Genomic DNA, 18409 nt, shown 5'->3' with positions numbered 1-18409 from the left:
TAACAGCTCGGCCCACGCATCGCAGCTTGCTCTAACCGGGGCGGTTTACTCTCAAGCGGCTTCGCATCAACCCGGACTATACGGTTCCAGACAACCCACGTTTCTCGCTCGCCACCGGCGTTGTTGGCGCCGGCGCGCAAGACCAGTCTCTAAACCGACAATGCTGCCCCACTACGCTTAAGGTGTCGCGATGATGCACGACTTTTTGTTGGATAACCACAAAGCGCTGATTGAGCGGTGCAGAAAAAAAGTTGCGGTGCGGCCCGGCCGCGCGACAACAGAGGAGCAATTGCAAAACGGTGTTCCGTTATTTCTCGATCAATTGATTCAGACGCTCAGAATCGAACAGACGAGCGATCCCTTGGCCCACAGCGGAACGCCGGGTCTGCCAGCAAGCGAGCAAACTCTCGACGAGGTAGACCGAACAGCTGCGAAGCATGGTCGCGAACTTCTGCTCCTCGGATTTTCAATCGATCAGGTCGTGCATAACTATGGTGACTTATGCCAGGCGATCACGGATCTCGCGTATGAACGTAATGCTAGCTTTGAGGTCGATGAGTTTAGAACGCTCAACCGCTGTCTCGACAGTGCAATAGCAAGCGCTGTTGTGGAGTACACAACCCAGCGCGACTTTATCTCGGCGCACGATACTGCGCTTGAGATGAACGAAAAGATTGAATATTTGGCGCAGGATTTACGAAACCGTCTTGGGACCGCAATGCTTGCTTTCGCGGCAGCAAAGGCAAGTAATCTTAGTCTTAAGGGCCCAACCGGCTCGGTCCTGGAACACGGCTTGTTTGAACTCCGCGATTTGATTGACCAAGCGTTGGCAGAGACTCGTTCGACGGCTGGAGGCGCTCCTGTTGGGGAGGTGTTTTCCGTCGCCGAGCTAATCGAGGAAATCAGATTCGCTGCGGAATTGGCTGCTCAGGTACGCGGATGCTCCCTTCTTGTTACGGCGGTTAGCCCAGCCCTCAACGCAAGGGGCGACCGAGACCTGCTGTACGCCGCTCTCGGCAGTCTGGTGCAAAACGCTTTCAAATTTACCCGTGCGCACACGGCGGTCTTTTTGAATGTCCATACGGCCGCAGGCCGTATCTTGATCGATGTCGTTGATCACTGCGGCGGCCTTCCTAAAGGCGATATCGATGGAATCTTTCTGCCCTTTACGCAAAGCACCATCGACAAAACCGGCCTTGGTCTGGGCCTCGCCGTTGCTCGTAGAAACGTGGAACTGAACGGCGGGAGCCTTACCGCGCGGGACATGCCCGGGAAAGGCTGTGCCTTTACGATTAGCCTTCCCTTTTACGACGGGCCATCGCCCCCCAAGTGACACTGTCTTTCGCCTTGACACACGCCACGAACACGATCAAATCGCCGGAATCGCGCACGGGTTCAAGACCTGTTATCAAGCGTAGGCGTCAGTCGTACAGTTTAATCGGCCGTTTGTAGCGTTTCCCTAAAAATAAGCGTGAAATAAAGAGACAACGATGAATGAGCACGTAAGAACCCTTTACTACGTTGGCGAAAATGTCGGGGCGTCTCTGCGAACACTCCTTGAGGATCGAGCGTGGCGGGTTGAGACGATCCTGCAAGACGACAATTTTGAAAGCGCGCGCCGATTCGGCAGCGCGTCGGCGGGGCTGTTTGACTTCTCAGCGTGTCAGCGCCCGCTGGATTTTTCGGCGCTTCGCGGGTTGCTATCCCATTCGCGAATTGGATGGGTGGGCATATGTCGTCCGACTGACATTGAAGATGCAAACGTACTTCGGCTGATCCGTGACTATTTCTTTGCATATATCACGTTGCCGGTATCGAACGATCAAATCATCAACGCCATCGGCCATGCCTACGGCATGGCCTCATTGCACGAGCACGCATGGAAGGATCAGCCCAACAAACACTCAGAGGGCCTCATGATTGGGTCGTGCGACGCAATGCTTACACTGTTCGGTTCTATTAAAAAAGTCGCGATGAGCGACGCTGCTGTATTCATCTCTGGGGAGTCGGGAACCGGCAAGGAATTGACTGCGCTCGCCATTCACGCCTCTTCGATGCGGCGCGACCGTCCCTTCATCGCGATCAACTGCGGTGCTATCCCGACTCACCTCCTCCAATCGGAATTGTTTGGGTATGAGCGCGGTGCGTTCACGGGTGCCAATCAGCGTAAGATCGGTCGGGTGGAGGCCGCGGACGGCGGCACACTGTTCCTTGACGAGATCGGCGACCTACCCCTCGAAAGCCAGGCGAGTCTGTTGCGTTTCCTGCAAGACCGCACCGTCGAGCGCCTCGGTGGCCACGCCCCTACTCCTGTAGATGTACGCATCATATCCGCAACACACGTGCAAATGCAGACGGCCATGATCGATGGTCGTTTTCGGGCGGACCTGTTCCACCGGTTGTGCGTCCTGCAGATCAATGAACCGCCGTTGCGCGAGCGGGGTAAGGATATCGAGTTACTTGCCAACCACATGCTCGCGCGTTTTAAAAACGAAGCCAGCCGCCGAGTGCTTGGATTTGCGCCCGATGCAATCGCCGCGATTCACGTCTACGGCTGGCCAGGCAACGTACGAGAGTTGATTAACCGCGTGCGCCGCGCGATCGTTATGTCGGAAGGACGACAGATACGCGCGGTGGATCTTGAACTAGCCGAACATGTCGAGAGCGCGCCGATGTCGCTCGCACGTGCGCGCGAAGCGGCGGAACGCCAAGCTATCGAACTCGCGTTGCTGCGTCATCGGGGACGTCTCGGCGACGCCGCGAAGGAACTTGGAATTTCTCGCGTGACGCTATATCGATTGCTTAACGCTCACGAGCTGCGGGTGGCACCGACCCGTCCTGAGGGTGTGACAGAGGCCGCGTCGAGGCCGGATGATTAAAACTCCTAACGGGGCACCAACGCCGTTTGCGCTTGAGACGAGTGACCGAACTACCAATGAACGCAGATCCAAACGCTGCAATGGCGATGTGTCATACCTGAGGCGCAAAAGCAGTTTTTAAGGCATTGTCAAATTAACGCGGTGAGACGGCGCGACGGCAGATGTGACGACTGATCAGAAAGCGAAAAGCGTATTTCGCGCTCAAGCGGCATTTGCTGCGCGCTTCACTTTATCGCAAACAACTGGCAATCCAATTCGTTGCATGGCGCGAATTCGCAGAACTCGCCCAAAATCCGTCGATCGCTTCGTGATAGTCGTCACACCTGCCCTCGTGCCGTCTCACTCTTCGGAACTCGACAATGCCCTTTCCGACCCTTGCCTGGTCGAGTCCCAGTGTTCAGTCCAAAGCTGTATCAACTTGAGATTGCGTTTGACAGCGTCATCGGGGCCGTCCTCGCGATGCGGCAAAGCAACTCGGAACTTCTCGCGTAACGTTGTATCGACTGCTCGCGACTCATAGGTTGCTAGTAGCAACGGCTCCCGCTGGGGTCGTTATGGAACACGCGCCGAGGCGTGACGAGTGAGGCTTTCGTCCAGAGCCTTTGACGCTGTTTGCGTCCATGACCGGTGGTCCGTCAACGAACGAGGGCAACGCCTACTGAATCACATGTGTACGCGCAAGCCTATTGCGTTGCCGCCAACGCGCTGACAAAGTGCGTCCGCGTCCCGCTCGCTTTCTCAACGTGGCGATGCCTAACCGGCAGCGTGAGCCGAAAAGTCGTTCCCGTCCCGACCTTGCTTTCGGCCTCTAACGTTCCATTGTGTTTTTGCACGATGCCGTACGCCAGCGACAATCCGAGCCCGGTTCCTTTGCCCACCGGTTTCGTTGTGTAGAACGGGTCAAAAATGCGCAAGAGGTTTTCCTCCGCAATGCCACAACCCGTGTCCGAAATTACAATCAACACGATCTCCTCCTCTAGGCGAGTACGGATAGTGATGACGCCTCGTCTTTCTCCAATCGCTTGCGCTGCATTCACGAGCAGGTTCATGATCACCTGGTCGATCTCGGACGGGAGGCACTCGATCTCTGGTATCTGACCAAAGTCCTTGATCACGTCTGCTTTGTATTTGATCTCGCTGTTGACGATGTTTAAAGTCGCGTCGATGCCGTGATGCAGATCTGCAAATTGCCATTCCGAATTCTCACTTACGCGAGAGAACGCAGTAAGTGCTTGTACGATATTTCTAACCCGCGTAATCCCTTCTTTGGTTTGTGTCACCAAGACCGGTATGTCGTCCTTCAGATACGGCAAATCGACAATCTCCTTTTGCAAATTCAGATTTTCCGTCATTGCCTTCGATTCGATAAAAGCTTCCGCTTGTGCATACGCATCCAACAGGGCCAACAAATCCTTAACATAGCCATCAAGAGTGGCGAAGTTGGATAAGATAAAGCCGATTGGATTGTTTATTTCATGCGCGACCCCGGCGGCAAGCTGGCCGATAGAAGCCAACTTTTCGGATTGCAGAAGTTGAGCCTGCGCCTGAGAAAGTTTGATGTTGAGTGCGACCAGTTCGGCGTTACGCGATACAAGCTCCATCTCGATTTGCTTGCGCTCTGTGATGTCGCAATTAACACCGACTATGCCAATCACCTTTCCGTCGTCGTCGCGCAGCGGCACCTTCGTAGTCAGCATCCACGCCATATCGCCGGTTAGCAAATAATTTGTTTCTTCTTCGTGATTCATCAGTGGCCGGCCAGACTCCATTATCGTCATCTCATCTTGGTAATAACGAATTGCGGACTCCTCTGAATAAAAACCGAAGTCGGTCTTTCCGAGCAGCTCGTCTGGACTAGTGACTCCCATACCTTGCGCCACGGCCATATTGCCAAAGATGAAACGTGTCTGCGCATCCTTCGCATAGATACGGTGAGGGAAAGTTTCCGCCAGCGTCCGCAAAAGATTGCGTTGAAAGGCCAAATCGCTTTGTAATAAGCTAAGCCGCTTGTTTTCCTTTATCAGATTTTCACAGTGGCGGGCGTGTTCCAACGAAATGGCTGCCTGTTCGACGAGGAAACTCAGGAACATCACGCGCTCGTCGGGGAACGCGTCCGTATGAAGATCGTCCTCGAGATAGACGAGTCCTAGAAACTGGCTGTGCGCGATCAAAGGTATGCATGCGACAGATCTGACATGTCTCTCGACGAAATAAAAATCGTTTGAGAAAGAATTGGGCTGCGCCGCGTCGGCGAGTATCACTTCAACGTACCCTCGCTGTACGCTGGCGAGAATGGTTTCCGGTAGCGCTAGACAAGAAGCGTCTTGAAAGCTTGTGCGAACATTCACACACTGATCCCCTCTTTCGCCATGCGCGGCTAACCGCAACGCACTACCTTCCGCCAGCAGCAAACACCCCTTGCTCGCGCTCGAATTGTTCATCAACGCCCGAATAAGAGTATCGAATAACTCATTTGGTTGGCGGGTTGCGGCTAGCGCCCGCACGACGTCGAACACGCCGGAAAGCTCGGTGGCACGCATACATTTGTCGATCCACATAGCGATCCAGAAGGGTGAAAGAGGTATTACTTGTATGAACCAGAGGGTCCGCCATCTGCTTATTCCAGATGAGGGGGCTTTCTGATGCGGTTCTCACCACATCAGAGATTTTTAAGTCGGAAATTCAGATTCCGGCCGATCATGCGGCGGATAGCATTTGGGTCACGACACATCTTCTTGCGCGATCCCCTGAACCGTATCTCGCTCTGGAAGCAACGCTGCACGGCTTGACTCGTCGAGTTCCCACGCAGCAAGGAACCGTTCAATTTCTTGTTCGGGCCGCGGGCGGCTGAACAAGTACCCCTGAGCTTCGTTGCAGCCGGCACTGGACAAGAATTCAAGTTGCGCGTTCGTCTCTACTCCTTCGGCTGTGCTGTCGATTCCAAGACTTTTGCAAATGCCCATCACGGCCCAAATGACTGCCTCGGCTTCCGGACGCTGACCAATGCCCCTCGTAAACGACTGGTCGATCTTTACGCGATCAAACGGAAACATCTTCAGATAGCTCAACGACGAGTAGCCCGTGCCGAAGTCATCCATTGCGATACTGACACCCATGCGTCGCAGCCGATGAAGCACAGACAGCACGGCCTGCGTATCGTCCAGCATCATCGACTCAGTGATCTCAAGTTCGAGCCGATGCGGCGCGAGCCCAGACTCCCTTAACGCCGACGCGACGGCGTCAACAAGTCCATTGGCTCGGAATTGGGCCACAGACAAATTCACCGATACGCGAAGTGGCTCCGGCCACCGTGTCGCCCGCCAGCAGGCATGCCGCAGTACCCACTCGCCAATGGGTGCGATAAGTCCTAGTTCCTCGGCCAGCGGCACGAATTCTCCAGGATTGACGATACCCCGCTTTGGATTGCGCCAACGCAACAGTGCTTCGAAGCCATTAATGCGTTGGGGATGCAGATTGACGAGAGGCTGATAGCAAAGTTCGAATTCGTGCCTGCCGATTGCCTGCTGCAATTCAAGCGAGAGGGCTCTTTCCGCCTGCACAGAGCGCTCCATCGCGACGTCAAAGAAACGATAACATCCGCGGCCAGCCGACTTCGCGTCGTACAGCGCGAGGTCCGCGTGCTTCGCCAACTCGGCCCAATTGGCGCCGTCCTCGGGTGCGATCGCAATGCCAATGCTTGCGCCGATTACGACGTTGTGTCCTCGAATGGTGTAAGAGTCGCTGAGACCGCAAATCAGCCGCTCCGCAAACATCGAAACGTGTCCGTGTTCAACATCCTGTCTGATCAGCACCGCAAATTCATCACCGCCTATTCTTGCAACAACAACACAGTTCGACGCGTGCTGCGAAATCCGTTCCGCGACCCGTTGCAAAAGCACGTCACCGATCTCGTGCCCAAGCGTGTCGTTCACGTTCTTGAAACGATCCAGATCGATATACATTAGCGCACAACCGTCCGGAATTTCGTGCGACAACGCCTCTTCAATTTGCCGTCGCAGCAGGTCCCGGTTCGGCAGATCAGTCAATGCGTCGTGGGTCGCCACATGCGCAATGCGCGCGTCGGCCCGGCGCGACTCCGTAATATCATCGAATGTTTCTATGGAACCGCCTGTCGACAAAGGCTGATGCACAATCAACATGACGCGATGGTCGAACCATCGCTGCTCCGCAGTGGCCCGAGTCTTCAATGAGACCATCGAAAAATAGTCAGCAGCATAAGGCTGCTCATTGGATCCCATTTGATCCCTTAATGCCGGAGAATCGGACAGGACATCGACATAAGGTTTGCCGTGTTCAAACGCATCGGCCGCGAGTCCAACCAAATTTAAGAAAGTTCGGTTGCAAGCGGCTAGGTTGCCTTCCTCGTCCACGAAGCAAATTCCCTGCGGAATATTTTCTAATATCACTTTCAGACGGTCCTGCTGGACAGTCAATTCGCGGATCATTTGCTCGCGGGTGAGGCTTGGTTCCTGAAATTCTCCCGCGTGCACCCGGCTGCTATCGGTGATGTTCATGGATGTCTCGCATCGATCTGATTCATTGCTGTCGCTCTTCAATCATGCCCGACCGTTACAATCCGAAAAAATCAAAGCGTTATGGCGGCGCATCTACTGGCGCGCGGCTTCCGGCTTGATCGGCGTAGCCAAATAGACCTTAATTGTGAACGGCGTCCCTTCCTGTTCTTGGAAGCGCCTTACCTGTGCTATTTGATGAGTCGACAAGTCACCGTCTTTCGCCAGCAGCAGAACGCCTCGACCGGTATGCAGGTCATCGGCGAGTCGCATGCCTTCTCGAAGGTCGGTTACGCCGATTTGCTCGACCGGCGTGTCCGTGCTCAACGCAGAGGGGTCCTTCATCAACGCTACAAAGCGATCGACGATGAGAGGGTCGTAGCGCGTGCCAGACTGCGACTTGAGCATGGTGATGGCTTGTTCGACCGAAGCGGGTTGCTTCACGATGCCCCCGCTGCGCAAGCCTTCGAAGTCGCGGGCGACTGCAAGAATCCGCGAACCGAACGGAATATCGGCGCCAGATAAATTGTCTGGCGTGCCTCGACCGTTGAAGCGCTCGTACTGGTGGCGGATGATGTGAGCGACGCGGTCCAGCTGGGCGACTGGTGTCAACACCATTTGCGCGCGCAGCGGATGCTGATAGAAAAACTGAATCTCTTCCGGAGACTGACGATCAAGCGATTTGTGCAGCAATTCGTCTGGCAACGACAATTTGCCGATGCCATGCAGCAGGCCGGCAAAGAACAGATCTTGTGCCTCCAAGTCGCTCATGTCGAACGAAAGTGCCAAGCGCCGCCCTGCTTCACCAATACGCAGCGATTGGCCTCCGAGCACACCGCAGCGCAGTTCAATCATGCTCGCGCAGACCTGCACCATCGTTGAGAAGTTCCGTTTGAGATCGCGATGCGCGTCTTCAAGGAACATGAACGTTTGATGGATCTCCTCCGTGCGAGCAAGAACTTGCGTCTCGAGTCCGGCGTTTAAACACCGCAGTTCGTCATTCTGTCGGTGCGCCAACTTAGTAAGCCGCTCGGTTTCTTTGACAAGCCTGCGTTGCTCCAGTGCTTGGGCTACCGTCAGCAGCAGGTCTTGGTCGTCCCATGGTTTGCTAAGATAACGATAGACCCCCCCTTCGTTGATTGCACGGACGACCGATTCAATCTCCGAGTAACCGGTCAATAGAATGCGCATCGTATCCGGATAGAGCGCCCGCGAATGCGCCAGCAACTCTGCCCCGCTCATATAGGGCATTCGCATGTCCGAAATGATTAGATCAACGTTGGTTGTTGCGAGCAGACTCAACGCAGCCGCGCCGCTTTCCGCTGTGACCACGTGATATCGGGCGGGCCTGAGCAAACGTCTAAGGGCCGACAACACACTCGGCTCGTCGTCGACGAGTAGCACAACAGGGATTGAGGCCGCGTCGTTGTCTTCCATCGATTCTGCGGGGCCCCGGTCAGCATCCTGCTTAGGAGGCGCGTTATCCACGACCGGGACGTCAAGCATTACTGTCGGATTCGTCATGGTGTTCCACACTTTTATTGTCCTAGGGTCGCACATCTAGCGGCGATTCCCGCTCATGCGTCGATCAAAACGTGATTGTCCGAGGCATGCGACAGTGTTCCGGACCGAACGGGAAACCTGATTAATCGCATCTGCGCAATGGGTAGGTTCCTACGCCATAACTCAATTGCTTGCAGTCTGAATAAATGAATGCGCCGGCGACATGCAACATCCCCCGCCGACAACGGCCAAGCCTAGCCTCTTCTGCGAACAACGCTGTAGATGGGAGCGGTCACCATCGCGCTCGTAAGAAACTGGGCGGGTTTTTCGCGCTCAGTGGATACAATGAAGCCAACAAAATAACTAAAACTTTTTACATTCGTAGGTGACAAATGAAAAACACGACCAACGAAACGTACCGAATCCGAATACGCGGATTAATGCATCGAAATTATGCGGGTACGGGTGCACGCGGCGTTGGGCCGAGAAGTACAAATAAAAAAGCCGGCCACAGCAGCTAACGGCAAAAGACGCTGACGCCGAAGAACCGTCAGCACCTGAGAGAAGAGTTGATTTCGGTTGGGCAAACCCAACCAGCGGTTGGGCAAACTCAACAAGGCATACGCAGTATGAACCCATTTTCGGCGAGTCCATCACATTTAATCTGCGAATTACAATTTTATATTTTCTCGGTATTAAGTTCCTGCGAAATATATACCAATCACTGATTTGGATAGCTACCGGCTAAACGGTTGGGTTAATGTTGTAAATATTTGCTTCGTAAAGCAGCTTGTTAAATCCCGAAATAGCGATATACAACACCATTCCAGACCTTGATCAGCCCAGCTTAGGACGTATGAATGGCAACGCTATATCTTTTTCGGCCGATAGGAATATGACGAACCGGTCGCTCTCCCCATGCCGGGCTTTTTTTACGTCTCTGGGTTCAGGGGCAACATTGGCTGTCGTTAACACGTCTATCACCGCGGTGACCGAAAACCGAACCCATTAGGACGTTACATGAAAAAGCTAATCCTTTCCCTCGCCGCTGCTGCCGTAGCGCTTGTCTCAGTTGCGCCGGCGTTTGCGGCTCCGTATCACCATCATCGCGAGTGCCACAAAGTCCGTGTTCACCACCATTGGGAAAATCGGTGCCGTTGAGCCGCAGATCCCTGTAAGTAGAGAATAATAGTTAAACGCATAACCATGTGGTCGCGTCTCACGGCGCGACACGAACAGTGTCCCTTGTGCCCGCTTTCTCGGCGGGCTTTTTGTTATCTGCGCCGCCCCTAAAACTACATCCTTCTCGCTGTCGCACAGCGCCACGCACTTGTCACGTTCCGTGGCGAACCGGAACTCGCCGCACCCCCCTTACGAAATGGAAGTTATGCGCTCCCCTGCGGACCATAGAATATGACCAATCAAAGTCGTCGAGCGTAGGCAGAATATGCCACATACGCGGACAAAATCTGTCTCGCTTGTATTGCAGTCAACGCGTATTGCAACACGATGAATCGCTCCGAGACTGCCGTTGATTTCGGCTTCCGGGACTGAAGTGTTCGATCGCTGGATCAATCGCGGCGGCGCTGCGGCATACCGTTTCATGGTTAAGTTGAATTGAGTTCGGGCAGTCGTTGGTTGCACCTCTGTCCCGGCTATGTTGCGCCCGGGCGGTTCTTGCTGCGTTACTCAAGGACGATATCTTTCGCTATTTCGACAAACGAAAAAAACCCCGCTCGTACGAGGTTTGGAAAAGCATCTGCCGAGGGCAAAACAGGCAAACACTGAGAGACCTAAAATTGGATCAAGTCACGATTCGACCTTTTGAAATGCATCAATCAGGCTCACCTTGGAAGGTTTCGCGACCAACATTTATAGCGTTGTCGACAACAAAGCACCATTGGTGCCAGTTCGAAAGATCGCAACCGTTTCACGTAGTTGCTCCGCTTGGTCCTCAAGGGAACCCGCCGCCGCCGCTGCCTGCTCGACCAGAGCCGCATTTTGCTGAGTGACCTCGTCCATCTGCGTGATGGCTTGGTTCACCTGTTCGATACCTCGGCTTTGCTCTTGGGAGGCAGACGCGATCTCGCCCATGATGTCATTTACTCGCTGAATCGCCGTACCCAGCTTATCCATCGTGTCACCGGCGCGTGCAACGAGCGCGTTGCCCGTTTGCACCCGGTCGCCGGACGCTTCTATTAAGCCTTTAATCTCCTTAGCCGCTGTCGACGATCGCTGGGCGAGGCTTCGTACCTCCGATGCCACCACGGCAAACCCCCTACCCTGCTCACCTGCGCGAGCAGCTTCCACAGCGGCATTGAGCGCGAGAATATTAGTCTGAAATGCGATCCCTTCAATGATGCCGATGATATCGGCTATCTTCCCGGAGCTTTCATCGATTCCCGCCATCGTCTCGACTACCTGCTTGACAACGTCGCTGCCCTGCTGGGCAACACTTCGAGCGTTGTCGGCGAGCCCACTTGCCTGCCGGGCATTGTCCGAATTCTGTTTGACGGTAGACGTGAGCTCCTCCATGCTTGCTGCGGTCTCCTCAAGCGATGCGGCTTGCTCTTCAGTACGGGCGGAGAGGTCGGTATTGCCCGCAGCGATCTGCTTAGATGCGCTCGCAATTGATTCGCTGCTGATGCGCACGCTTCCGACCGTCACCGCCAGTTTCTCTTGCATGGCGGCGACGCCGCGCAGCAATTGTCCCATCTCATCATTTGCGCGAACTACAATCGTGCGCGTCAGGTCGCCATCAGAGATGTGCTGGAAATGATCAAGGGCTTCTCCAAGCGGCCGCATGATTGCCCGCTTCAAATAAAACCAGCCAGCAAACGCTCCCGTGATTCCAATTACCAGCACGAGAACGCCAATCACTTGTTGCTTGCGATAGGTGTCAACGTTTACAACGCCTTGTTCACTAGCGTCTGTGATCTGGAAATCTTTAAGCTTAGTCGAAGCATCCGCCATGACGTTGTACGCAGCCGGCAACGTCTCCATCGCGATATGACGGATCGCGGCTTGGTCGCCGCTCGCGGCGGCAGTGTTGAAGGACTCGACTACCTTGCGCAGTTGGGTTCGAGACAGCTTTGCAGCCTCTGCTAGTTTGTCTTCATCTGCGCCGCGAGCGAGCACATCGTACTGCTTATACATACCATCCGAATCATCAAGAAAGCTCTGTGCTCGGTGCTGCAGACTTGCGATATTCGGCGCGGCAGGATCCAGGGCGATTCGATCCAGCACCAGCCGGGCGCGAGCCATCATGACCTCGGCTTTGCCGAGAGCGTTCACGGACGGGAGGCTGTTGTGGCTGACATCCTGCGCAGACGCGTTGATTGTTCCCATGCCGTACAGGCCGAATCCGGTTGCTAAAGAAAGCAATAACCCAAGAAACACCATCGTCACGGCGAGACGCGTTCGAATCGAAAAATTTTTCATTTTATAAACCATTAATAATGATGGGACGCGAGCTGCTGGATGTGGACTTGTCTGGCTAAAACTTGCGTAACGGCGAAGGAATAAACTTGGATATATGCGATGACGCTCGACACGGAGGTGCCGCAATTTGGCGGCAACATCATCTGTCATCTTGCACGTCCCTGCAAACGTGTTAACGGCCTATCAAACCTTTAGCGCAGCAACATTTCGAAAGATAAGGTCAAGTGCATGAAAAAGCTTAATTTGTTGACTCAGATCAACGAGGGAGAGTGCAGTAATATTTATACAAGTCTGTCCATATGTGCTCTGTCCGACCATTGGGTTGCCGCCGCTCTCAGCTCCCGTCACATTCGAGCTTGCGCTTAAAATTCCCGAGCCTAGACTAGGGGCACGCGGTGATGAGGTATTAGATTCTGGGAGCCGCTTAGGACGTCGCACTATTCGGCGGATGACATATGCGAGCGGTTGCTCAGGCGCACCGGTTGCCGGACGGATAGGACCCTCCCCATACTGCTGATAGAGTCCGTTTTATCGGAACCATGTTCAAGGGCGCGCCAGCCATGCAGTGCAGCCTTTTTCTTTGCTTTCACGGGTGCGGAGATGGCTCGTGTTGTGCCCTAAGCCAATCGTGCAGCCGGGCCGCCCCTCTGCAAAAATTGAGCGCCGTCTCGGCCAGTTGCGATGGCTCGCTTACATTGGATTTTTCAAGCGGAAAGCACCGGGCATGTCGGAGAATTGAGCAAAGATAATCCGCGCGTCGGTCGACGACCTTGGCACCTGATCCGCATGCCGGGGCGCGCGACTACGATTCATCCTTGGGGTCTGATCCGCGTTAGCGTGCAGACTGTCTATAGGTGTCAGTCGGCAAACGAAGTATGTCGGCCGCAAACTCTTCGACGACCGCCTTCCATTCCGGTGTGCCAACCACGAAATCGGCTGGGTTCGCCTTTCCCCGTGCGCGTCGTATCGCCACGATAGATAGGGCGAAAGCACGTGCTTCCATAAACAGATCGCGATCCGCAGGAAGCGCGTCCGTGGCTTTGTCGGTCATACCGCTCTCTCTTATTTTTTGTTGGTCTTCAACCTACTACTCCTGCCTCGGCGGCCTCGTGATGACAGCGCCCGCACTCCCTTTACATCGGCCAAGACTGGGAAAACTTTAGTCTTTAGCAACCCAAGATCATTCGGAGCTGTTGGCGAGCGCAGGCGCTGGCGCGATGAGCTGTTTTGCCCCCCCCTTTGCGCGACAGATACCATTCGACCAAGGAGACTCGAATATTGAATTGAAATAAAGTCAGCAGAAGCAAGAATTCGTCATTGACCCGTGAGACGACGAATTCTCAACGGACGTGGCGACGTTCGTGTCAAATCCGTAAGAAGCCAATGAGCAGCTGATGCAAAATGACGAGGGTGACTGCTGGCGGTGAAACGGGTATAAACCGATAGCGCTGCTCACGAAAGGCCGCAAGCTTTTCCAGACGAGCCGCAATTGCGTGCAGGAAACCTGACGTAAGAAACCGATATTCTCTCCACCAGCTTGCGCAGGCAATTTCACAACAATCCAGGAAACGGCTGTCGCAGATGCGCGAAGCTTAAATCCCTCGCATCGAACTCTATTCACTTTACATACAGCATTGTGGAACGGCACTTCTTCGCACCGCATCGGCATGCGTAGGTCGCTTTTAGCGCTTTGCTGGGTCGGCTTCCAGCATCCAGACGATAATCGATGAAAATTTCGTCGCCGACTTCGATCTTTTTGATCGCACGGATATAGACGCGATCGTTGTCCTGCTCGGCCTCGCAGTTCGGTGCGCAGCTGTGATTAATCCAGCGCGCGGAGTTGCCGGCAACAGCACCGTCGATCACGCGGCCATCGCCGATCCCGAAAAAGAAAGTGTGCCCCGCCTCCGCTTCTGATCGGGCAAACCGTCGATTTGCTTCGCGTTCAGACAGTACCTCGCCTTTGTATTCAAGCAAATAGTCGCCACGCGCCATGACCGCCGAGGCGAATACCCCGCGCCCGTGAATGGCTGAACGTCGTACGTAAAACCTGCGCATGCCCCTGCTCCGAAAATGATGCTTGACGAATGTCCCTCCGATGCAAAATCATACCGTTCCAAACGGGATCACAGCACGAGGCTCATGCGAACACGCACCTATTATTTGAAACGCCAGCCCGCTCGAGGTACGCTGGTTCGTTATGACGACCGTGTGGCTGAGGTATTGGGTGGTGCCAGGGGCAATCGGGTCATGATTAGATCCGTGCACGGGGACGGGACGACGCGGATCACCGCGGTGAAGTGGCGAAATCTTGCGGCGCTGGGCGCATCCCTTTTTGAGTGACCCGGGTTTAACTTATGGTCCCGCAAGTTCGCAAAGGCTCGTTCATCATGGGCAAGGTCCTTTCCGAAGCATCGATTAGGGGCATTATGTCGGAACATACGTCGACTTCGGCTAGGTAAGTCACTCAGCTATGGTCTCTCGCCTCTTCTCCGAGTCGTGCCATATCTAAAGTTCACCTACGGTCTCAAGCGTTAGCACGCGTCGGCCAGATGAACCGCGTTTTCGGGGAATCAATCCGCAGGGTATGTTGTTGCCAACAAGGTACGCTTCGATGCACGGACTCACACATCGCATGCTCGATTCAGGGAGGCAAAACGGTATGTTGGAAGCGAAGACAGCAGAGCTAGTGTTCTGTCCCAGAAATAACTTTACATAGTTTCGCCACTTTCTTGAGAATGGAATCGGCTGTTGCAGTCCACACAAACGCTCGCTTGTGCTGGTTGTACTGCTGAACATAGCGCTCGATACTGGTAATCAGTTGGCGCACGTTTCTGAATGACCCGCGCCGAATCGCCTGTTGTGTAACCAGTCCAAACCAGCGCTCCACCTGATTGAGCCAGCTCGAATAGGTGGGTGTGAAATGCATGCGGTACCGCGGATGTTTGGCTAACCAGGCCTTGACCTTCGGATGCTTGTGCGTCGCATAGTTGTCGACCACCAGATGAATCTCGAGATCAGTCGGCACAGCCTGGTCGACGTGATTCAGAAAGGCCAGAAACTCCTGATGCCTATGGCGTGACTTGCATTGGGTGATGACTTCTCCCGTTGCCGTATTGAGCGCAGCGAATAGGGTCGTCGTCCCGTGCCGGATGTAGTCATGCGTTACCCCTTCGAGATAGCCTAACCCCATCGGCAGCACGGGCTGCGTACGCTCCAGTGCCTGACACTGGGTCTTCTCATCGACGCACAGCACGAGTGCATGGGTCGGAGGGCTTAGGTATAGCCCGACAATGTCGCGCACCTTCTCAACAAAGTACGGATCGGTAGACAGCTTGAAGCTCTTTGAACGATGGGGCTGTACGCCGAATAGCGACAGATACCGGGCCACCGAACTCGGTAGATTTCAAGCTAGATGTCGCCTCAACGATTAGATTTAGGCGGCTTTTTGCTCCTGTCGGTGGTCGCGTTTGATGGGTTCGAAGTTGTCTATCTGATCGGGATTCAGATGGACCGTTTTTACGCGCTTCCAGTTTCGAGTGGGGCCTTTCCATCGTAGCGGGTTGCGCTGCTTTGCCGCCTCGTAGAGCATCGCGCGGCGATCGAGGATCTGCTGGTCGAGGTTGGCGTGCCGTTGGGCAGGCGTGACGAAACGGATCGCGCTGTGACGATGTTCGTGGTTATACCAGCGCACCAACACGGTGACCCAAGCGCGCGCGGCAAATAGAGTGTCGAACGCCTGCAGAGGATAGGCCGGCCGATACTTCAGTGTTTTGAACAACGATTCCGAGAACGGGTTGTCGTTGCTCACGCCCGGTCGACTCAATGACGGCATGACACCCAGAGCCTGCAGGGTGGCGAGCATCGTGGCACCCTTCATTGGGCCGCCGTTATCCGAATGCAAAATCACCTGACCCGGTTTGATCGCTTCACGTGCACATAGGTCCTTCAGAAGCTCGCTGGCCTGGGCGCTGCTCTCTTCAGCGTAGACCTGCCAGCCGACGACCATCCGACTGAATACGTCCATGAACAGATAGAGATAGAAATACTGCCCGCGAACTGTCGTCGGCAGGTAAGTGATATCCCAGCTGAACAATTGATTGGGCTCGTCGGCACAAACTGCGCGAGGCTTGCTGCGGGCGCGCGCTGGTTGTTCACTGCGCCGATGAGCAAGCTGTTTCTCTTCACGCAGCACCCGGTAGAACGTCGATTCTGAGGCGATGTAGCGGCCCTGGTCGGCCAATCGAGGGACGATTTGGCTCGGTGGCAGATGAGCGAATTCGACAGAGTTGGCCACCGCCAGCAGTTCAGCGCGCTCATCGGTCGACAGCTTGTGAACAGCATCATGATGGCGTAAGGCGCGCCCATCCACTGCTTCAGGACCGCCGCCTTGCCAGCGCTGCACGGTGCGCGCGCTTAGCCCGAGCACAGCACATGCGCGTGCCTGACGAGCCCCGGCTGTAGTCGCCTTGCCGATCAGCTCCTGCAATGTCGCACGCTCTTCGGGGGAGCTCATTCGTCCTCGTCCCCGAACAGCGCCTGGTACTTTTTTGAAAGTATCAGCAACGCGGCCGCCTCCGCTAAAGCCTTTTCCTTGCGTTTCAATTCGCGCTGCAGCTGCGCATTGGCCTGTTTCAGCTCGCGCAGTTCTGGAGCGTTTGCACGTGCGCTGCTCGCGGTGCCGGCCGAGCAAAACTGGGCGCGCCACTGGTCCAGATGATGAACAAACAAGCCACGTTCACGGCACCACGCGCTTAGTGCCTCGTCGCTCAGTCCATGGCTCTGCTGCAATGCCAGCAGGCGCTCTTCCAAGGACCAATCTTCCGGGCGTCGTGCATCGACTGGCCCCGGGTTGCGGTTTGCGGCGTTAGACACGCGGATCCACTTCCTCAAAGTTAATACGTTCATGTTCAGTTCCGCGGCAACCGTTCCTACGGACCGGTTGCCGCGTTGCAGGACCTTTGCCAGCGCCTGCTCCCTGAATTCGACAGAATACGTCTGTTTGGCATTCACAACCTGCACCTCTGAGTTCTTCGGATTAAGAAAATTCAGAGGCGACATCTAGTGTGACGCAGGGGGGTAGATGCTGACCAGGTTAGCCGTCAACTCGATGGCGTCGTCACGAATCGCCTCTCGGTCGCATTGTTCGCAGCGCATGTGCTGCTGGTCGAGGGCGATACAGAGGCGGCCGTGTTCTACGGCATCGGCGATCGGGACGCGGTGGGGCGTCTCGAATCCCAAGGACTGTCGATTGTTCCGGGTGGGGGCAAGGGTGGAATCCCACTTGCTCATGCCATCCTTACCTGCCTCGGGATTCCGACCTACGTACTCTTCGACGGAGACAGCGCCTTCGAGGTGCGGGCCAACGCTGCGGGTAAAAATCAGACCGCTATAGATGGCGAGCGCACGAAGTTTTCGACAGAGAACCGGCGGCTGTTGAAGTACCTCGGTGAGACCGAGGTTGATTTCCCATCAGAACAGGTCGGCGATCGTGTCGCGACCCTGAGCGACCACCTTGAGACCTACCTAGAGTCCAACTGGACGGAGTGGGTCACGTCGTGTGCGGCGATTGAGGCCGCTGCCGGAGTCCTGCTCGCAAAGAATCAGTATGCCTACCGGACCGCGACGCTTGAGGCGCAAGGAGCCGTTCCAGAGATGCTCAAGCAGATTCTCATGAAGGCGGGAGGGGCGTAGACATTGGATGAAATCATCTGCCTTCACAATCGCGAATTGAATGGCCGCTTGCTGGGTGGATCCGACATCTGAATGTCCGAGCAACGGTGCGGGCGAATGACGCTTCATGGCCGGTCCCCGCCTGCTGCGACCGTTCCGATACGCGGCCTAGCCCGCGAACTGCAGTGACATATGAACCTCGTCATACATGTCTCCCTAATCTTCAAAAAGTTTCGCTCCAACCGGAACTCCCGGAATCCTAGCGGCATGTTGATCTTGATCGCGGCCGTACTTCTCGCGTTGGCCGCTACGTTTGCCTGTGTGACGCCCGGCACAGATCGCGCGAAATCCAGCGCTTTCGCAATAAGCATTCTGCTAATG

General features: G+C 55.1%; 9 protein-coding genes and 3 pseudogenes. 4 read left to right on the top strand and 8 right to left on the bottom strand.

Features of this window, described 5'->3' with window-relative positions; genetic code table 11:
* Positions 1 to 190: 190 nt before the first annotated feature.
* The 3 genes and pseudogenes from AXG89_RS28220 to AXG89_RS43540 form a co-directional block, all read left to right on the top strand.
* Positions 191 to 1333, top strand: a complete 1143-nt coding sequence (locus AXG89_RS28220) for a sensor histidine kinase (RefSeq protein ID WP_179197489.1) — start codon at positions 191 to 193, stop codon at positions 1331 to 1333.
* A gap of 157 nt (positions 1334 to 1490) precedes the next feature.
* Positions 1491 to 2879, top strand: a complete 1389-nt coding sequence (locus AXG89_RS28215; protein WP_062173644.1) for a sigma-54 dependent transcriptional regulator — start codon at positions 1491 to 1493, stop codon at positions 2877 to 2879.
* 185 nt (positions 2880 to 3064) lie between these two features.
* Positions 3065 to 3190: pseudogene (locus tag AXG89_RS43540) on the top strand (IS6 family transposase); the annotation flags it as partial.
* 372 nt (positions 3191 to 3562) lie between these two features.
* On the opposite strand, the gene AXG89_RS28205 reads toward AXG89_RS43540, so the two are convergent.
* The 8 genes and pseudogenes from AXG89_RS28205 to AXG89_RS28165 form a co-directional block, all read right to left on the bottom strand.
* Entirely contained in the window at positions 3563 to 5437 is a 1875-nt protein-coding gene (locus tag AXG89_RS28205) for an ATP-binding protein (RefSeq protein ID WP_069638442.1), read from the bottom strand.
* Positions 5438 to 5599: 162 nt separating this feature from the next.
* Positions 5600 to 7414, bottom strand: coding sequence for a putative bifunctional diguanylate cyclase/phosphodiesterase (locus AXG89_RS28200; RefSeq protein WP_062173647.1), 1815 nt, complete (start codon positions 7412 to 7414; stop codon positions 5600 to 5602).
* Between the two features lie 93 nt (positions 7415 to 7507).
* Positions 7508 to 8935: an HD domain-containing phosphohydrolase gene (locus AXG89_RS28195; RefSeq protein ID WP_082771621.1), complete on the bottom strand. Its 1428-nt coding sequence runs from the start codon at positions 8933 to 8935 to the stop codon at positions 7508 to 7510.
* A gap of 1851 nt (positions 8936 to 10786) precedes the next feature.
* The gene (locus AXG89_RS44285) at positions 10787 to 12355 is read right to left on the bottom strand and encodes a methyl-accepting chemotaxis protein (protein WP_162916126.1); all 1569 of its coding nucleotides are present in this window, start codon (positions 12353 to 12355) and stop codon (positions 10787 to 10789) included.
* Positions 12356 to 13187: 832 nt separating this feature from the next.
* Entirely contained in the window at positions 13188 to 13406 is a 219-nt protein-coding gene (locus AXG89_RS28185) for a hypothetical protein (protein ID WP_062173653.1), read from the bottom strand.
* Positions 13407 to 13972: 566 nt separating this feature from the next.
* Positions 13973 to 14350, bottom strand: coding sequence for an SET domain-containing protein (locus tag AXG89_RS28180; protein WP_335671992.1), 378 nt, complete (start codon positions 14348 to 14350; stop codon positions 13973 to 13975).
* Positions 14351 to 15041: 691 nt separating this feature from the next.
* Positions 15042 to 15755, bottom strand: a pseudogene (locus AXG89_RS28170) (IS630 family transposase); the annotation flags it as partial.
* A gap of 36 nt (positions 15756 to 15791) precedes the next feature.
* Positions 15792 to 17368 (bottom strand): IS3 family transposase gene (locus AXG89_RS28165; protein WP_236873502.1). Its coding sequence is split into 2 segments (ribosomal slippage): positions 15792 to 16909 and positions 16909 to 17368, totalling 1578 coding nucleotides; the frame shifts between segments, so codons are not numbered across the junction.
* Positions 17369 to 17434: 66 nt separating this feature from the next.
* Here AXG89_RS28165 and AXG89_RS28160 point away from each other — a divergent pair.
* A pseudogene (locus AXG89_RS28160) lies at positions 17435 to 18049 on the top strand (TOPRIM nucleotidyl transferase/hydrolase domain-containing protein); the annotation flags it as partial.
* Positions 18050 to 18409 lie beyond the last annotated feature (360 nt).

The organism is Burkholderia sp. PAMC 26561, from assembly GCF_001557535.2.
Taxonomy (GTDB): Bacteria; Pseudomonadota; Gammaproteobacteria; order Burkholderiales; family Burkholderiaceae; genus Caballeronia.
This window is presented reverse-complemented; position numbering and strand designations above follow the sequence as displayed.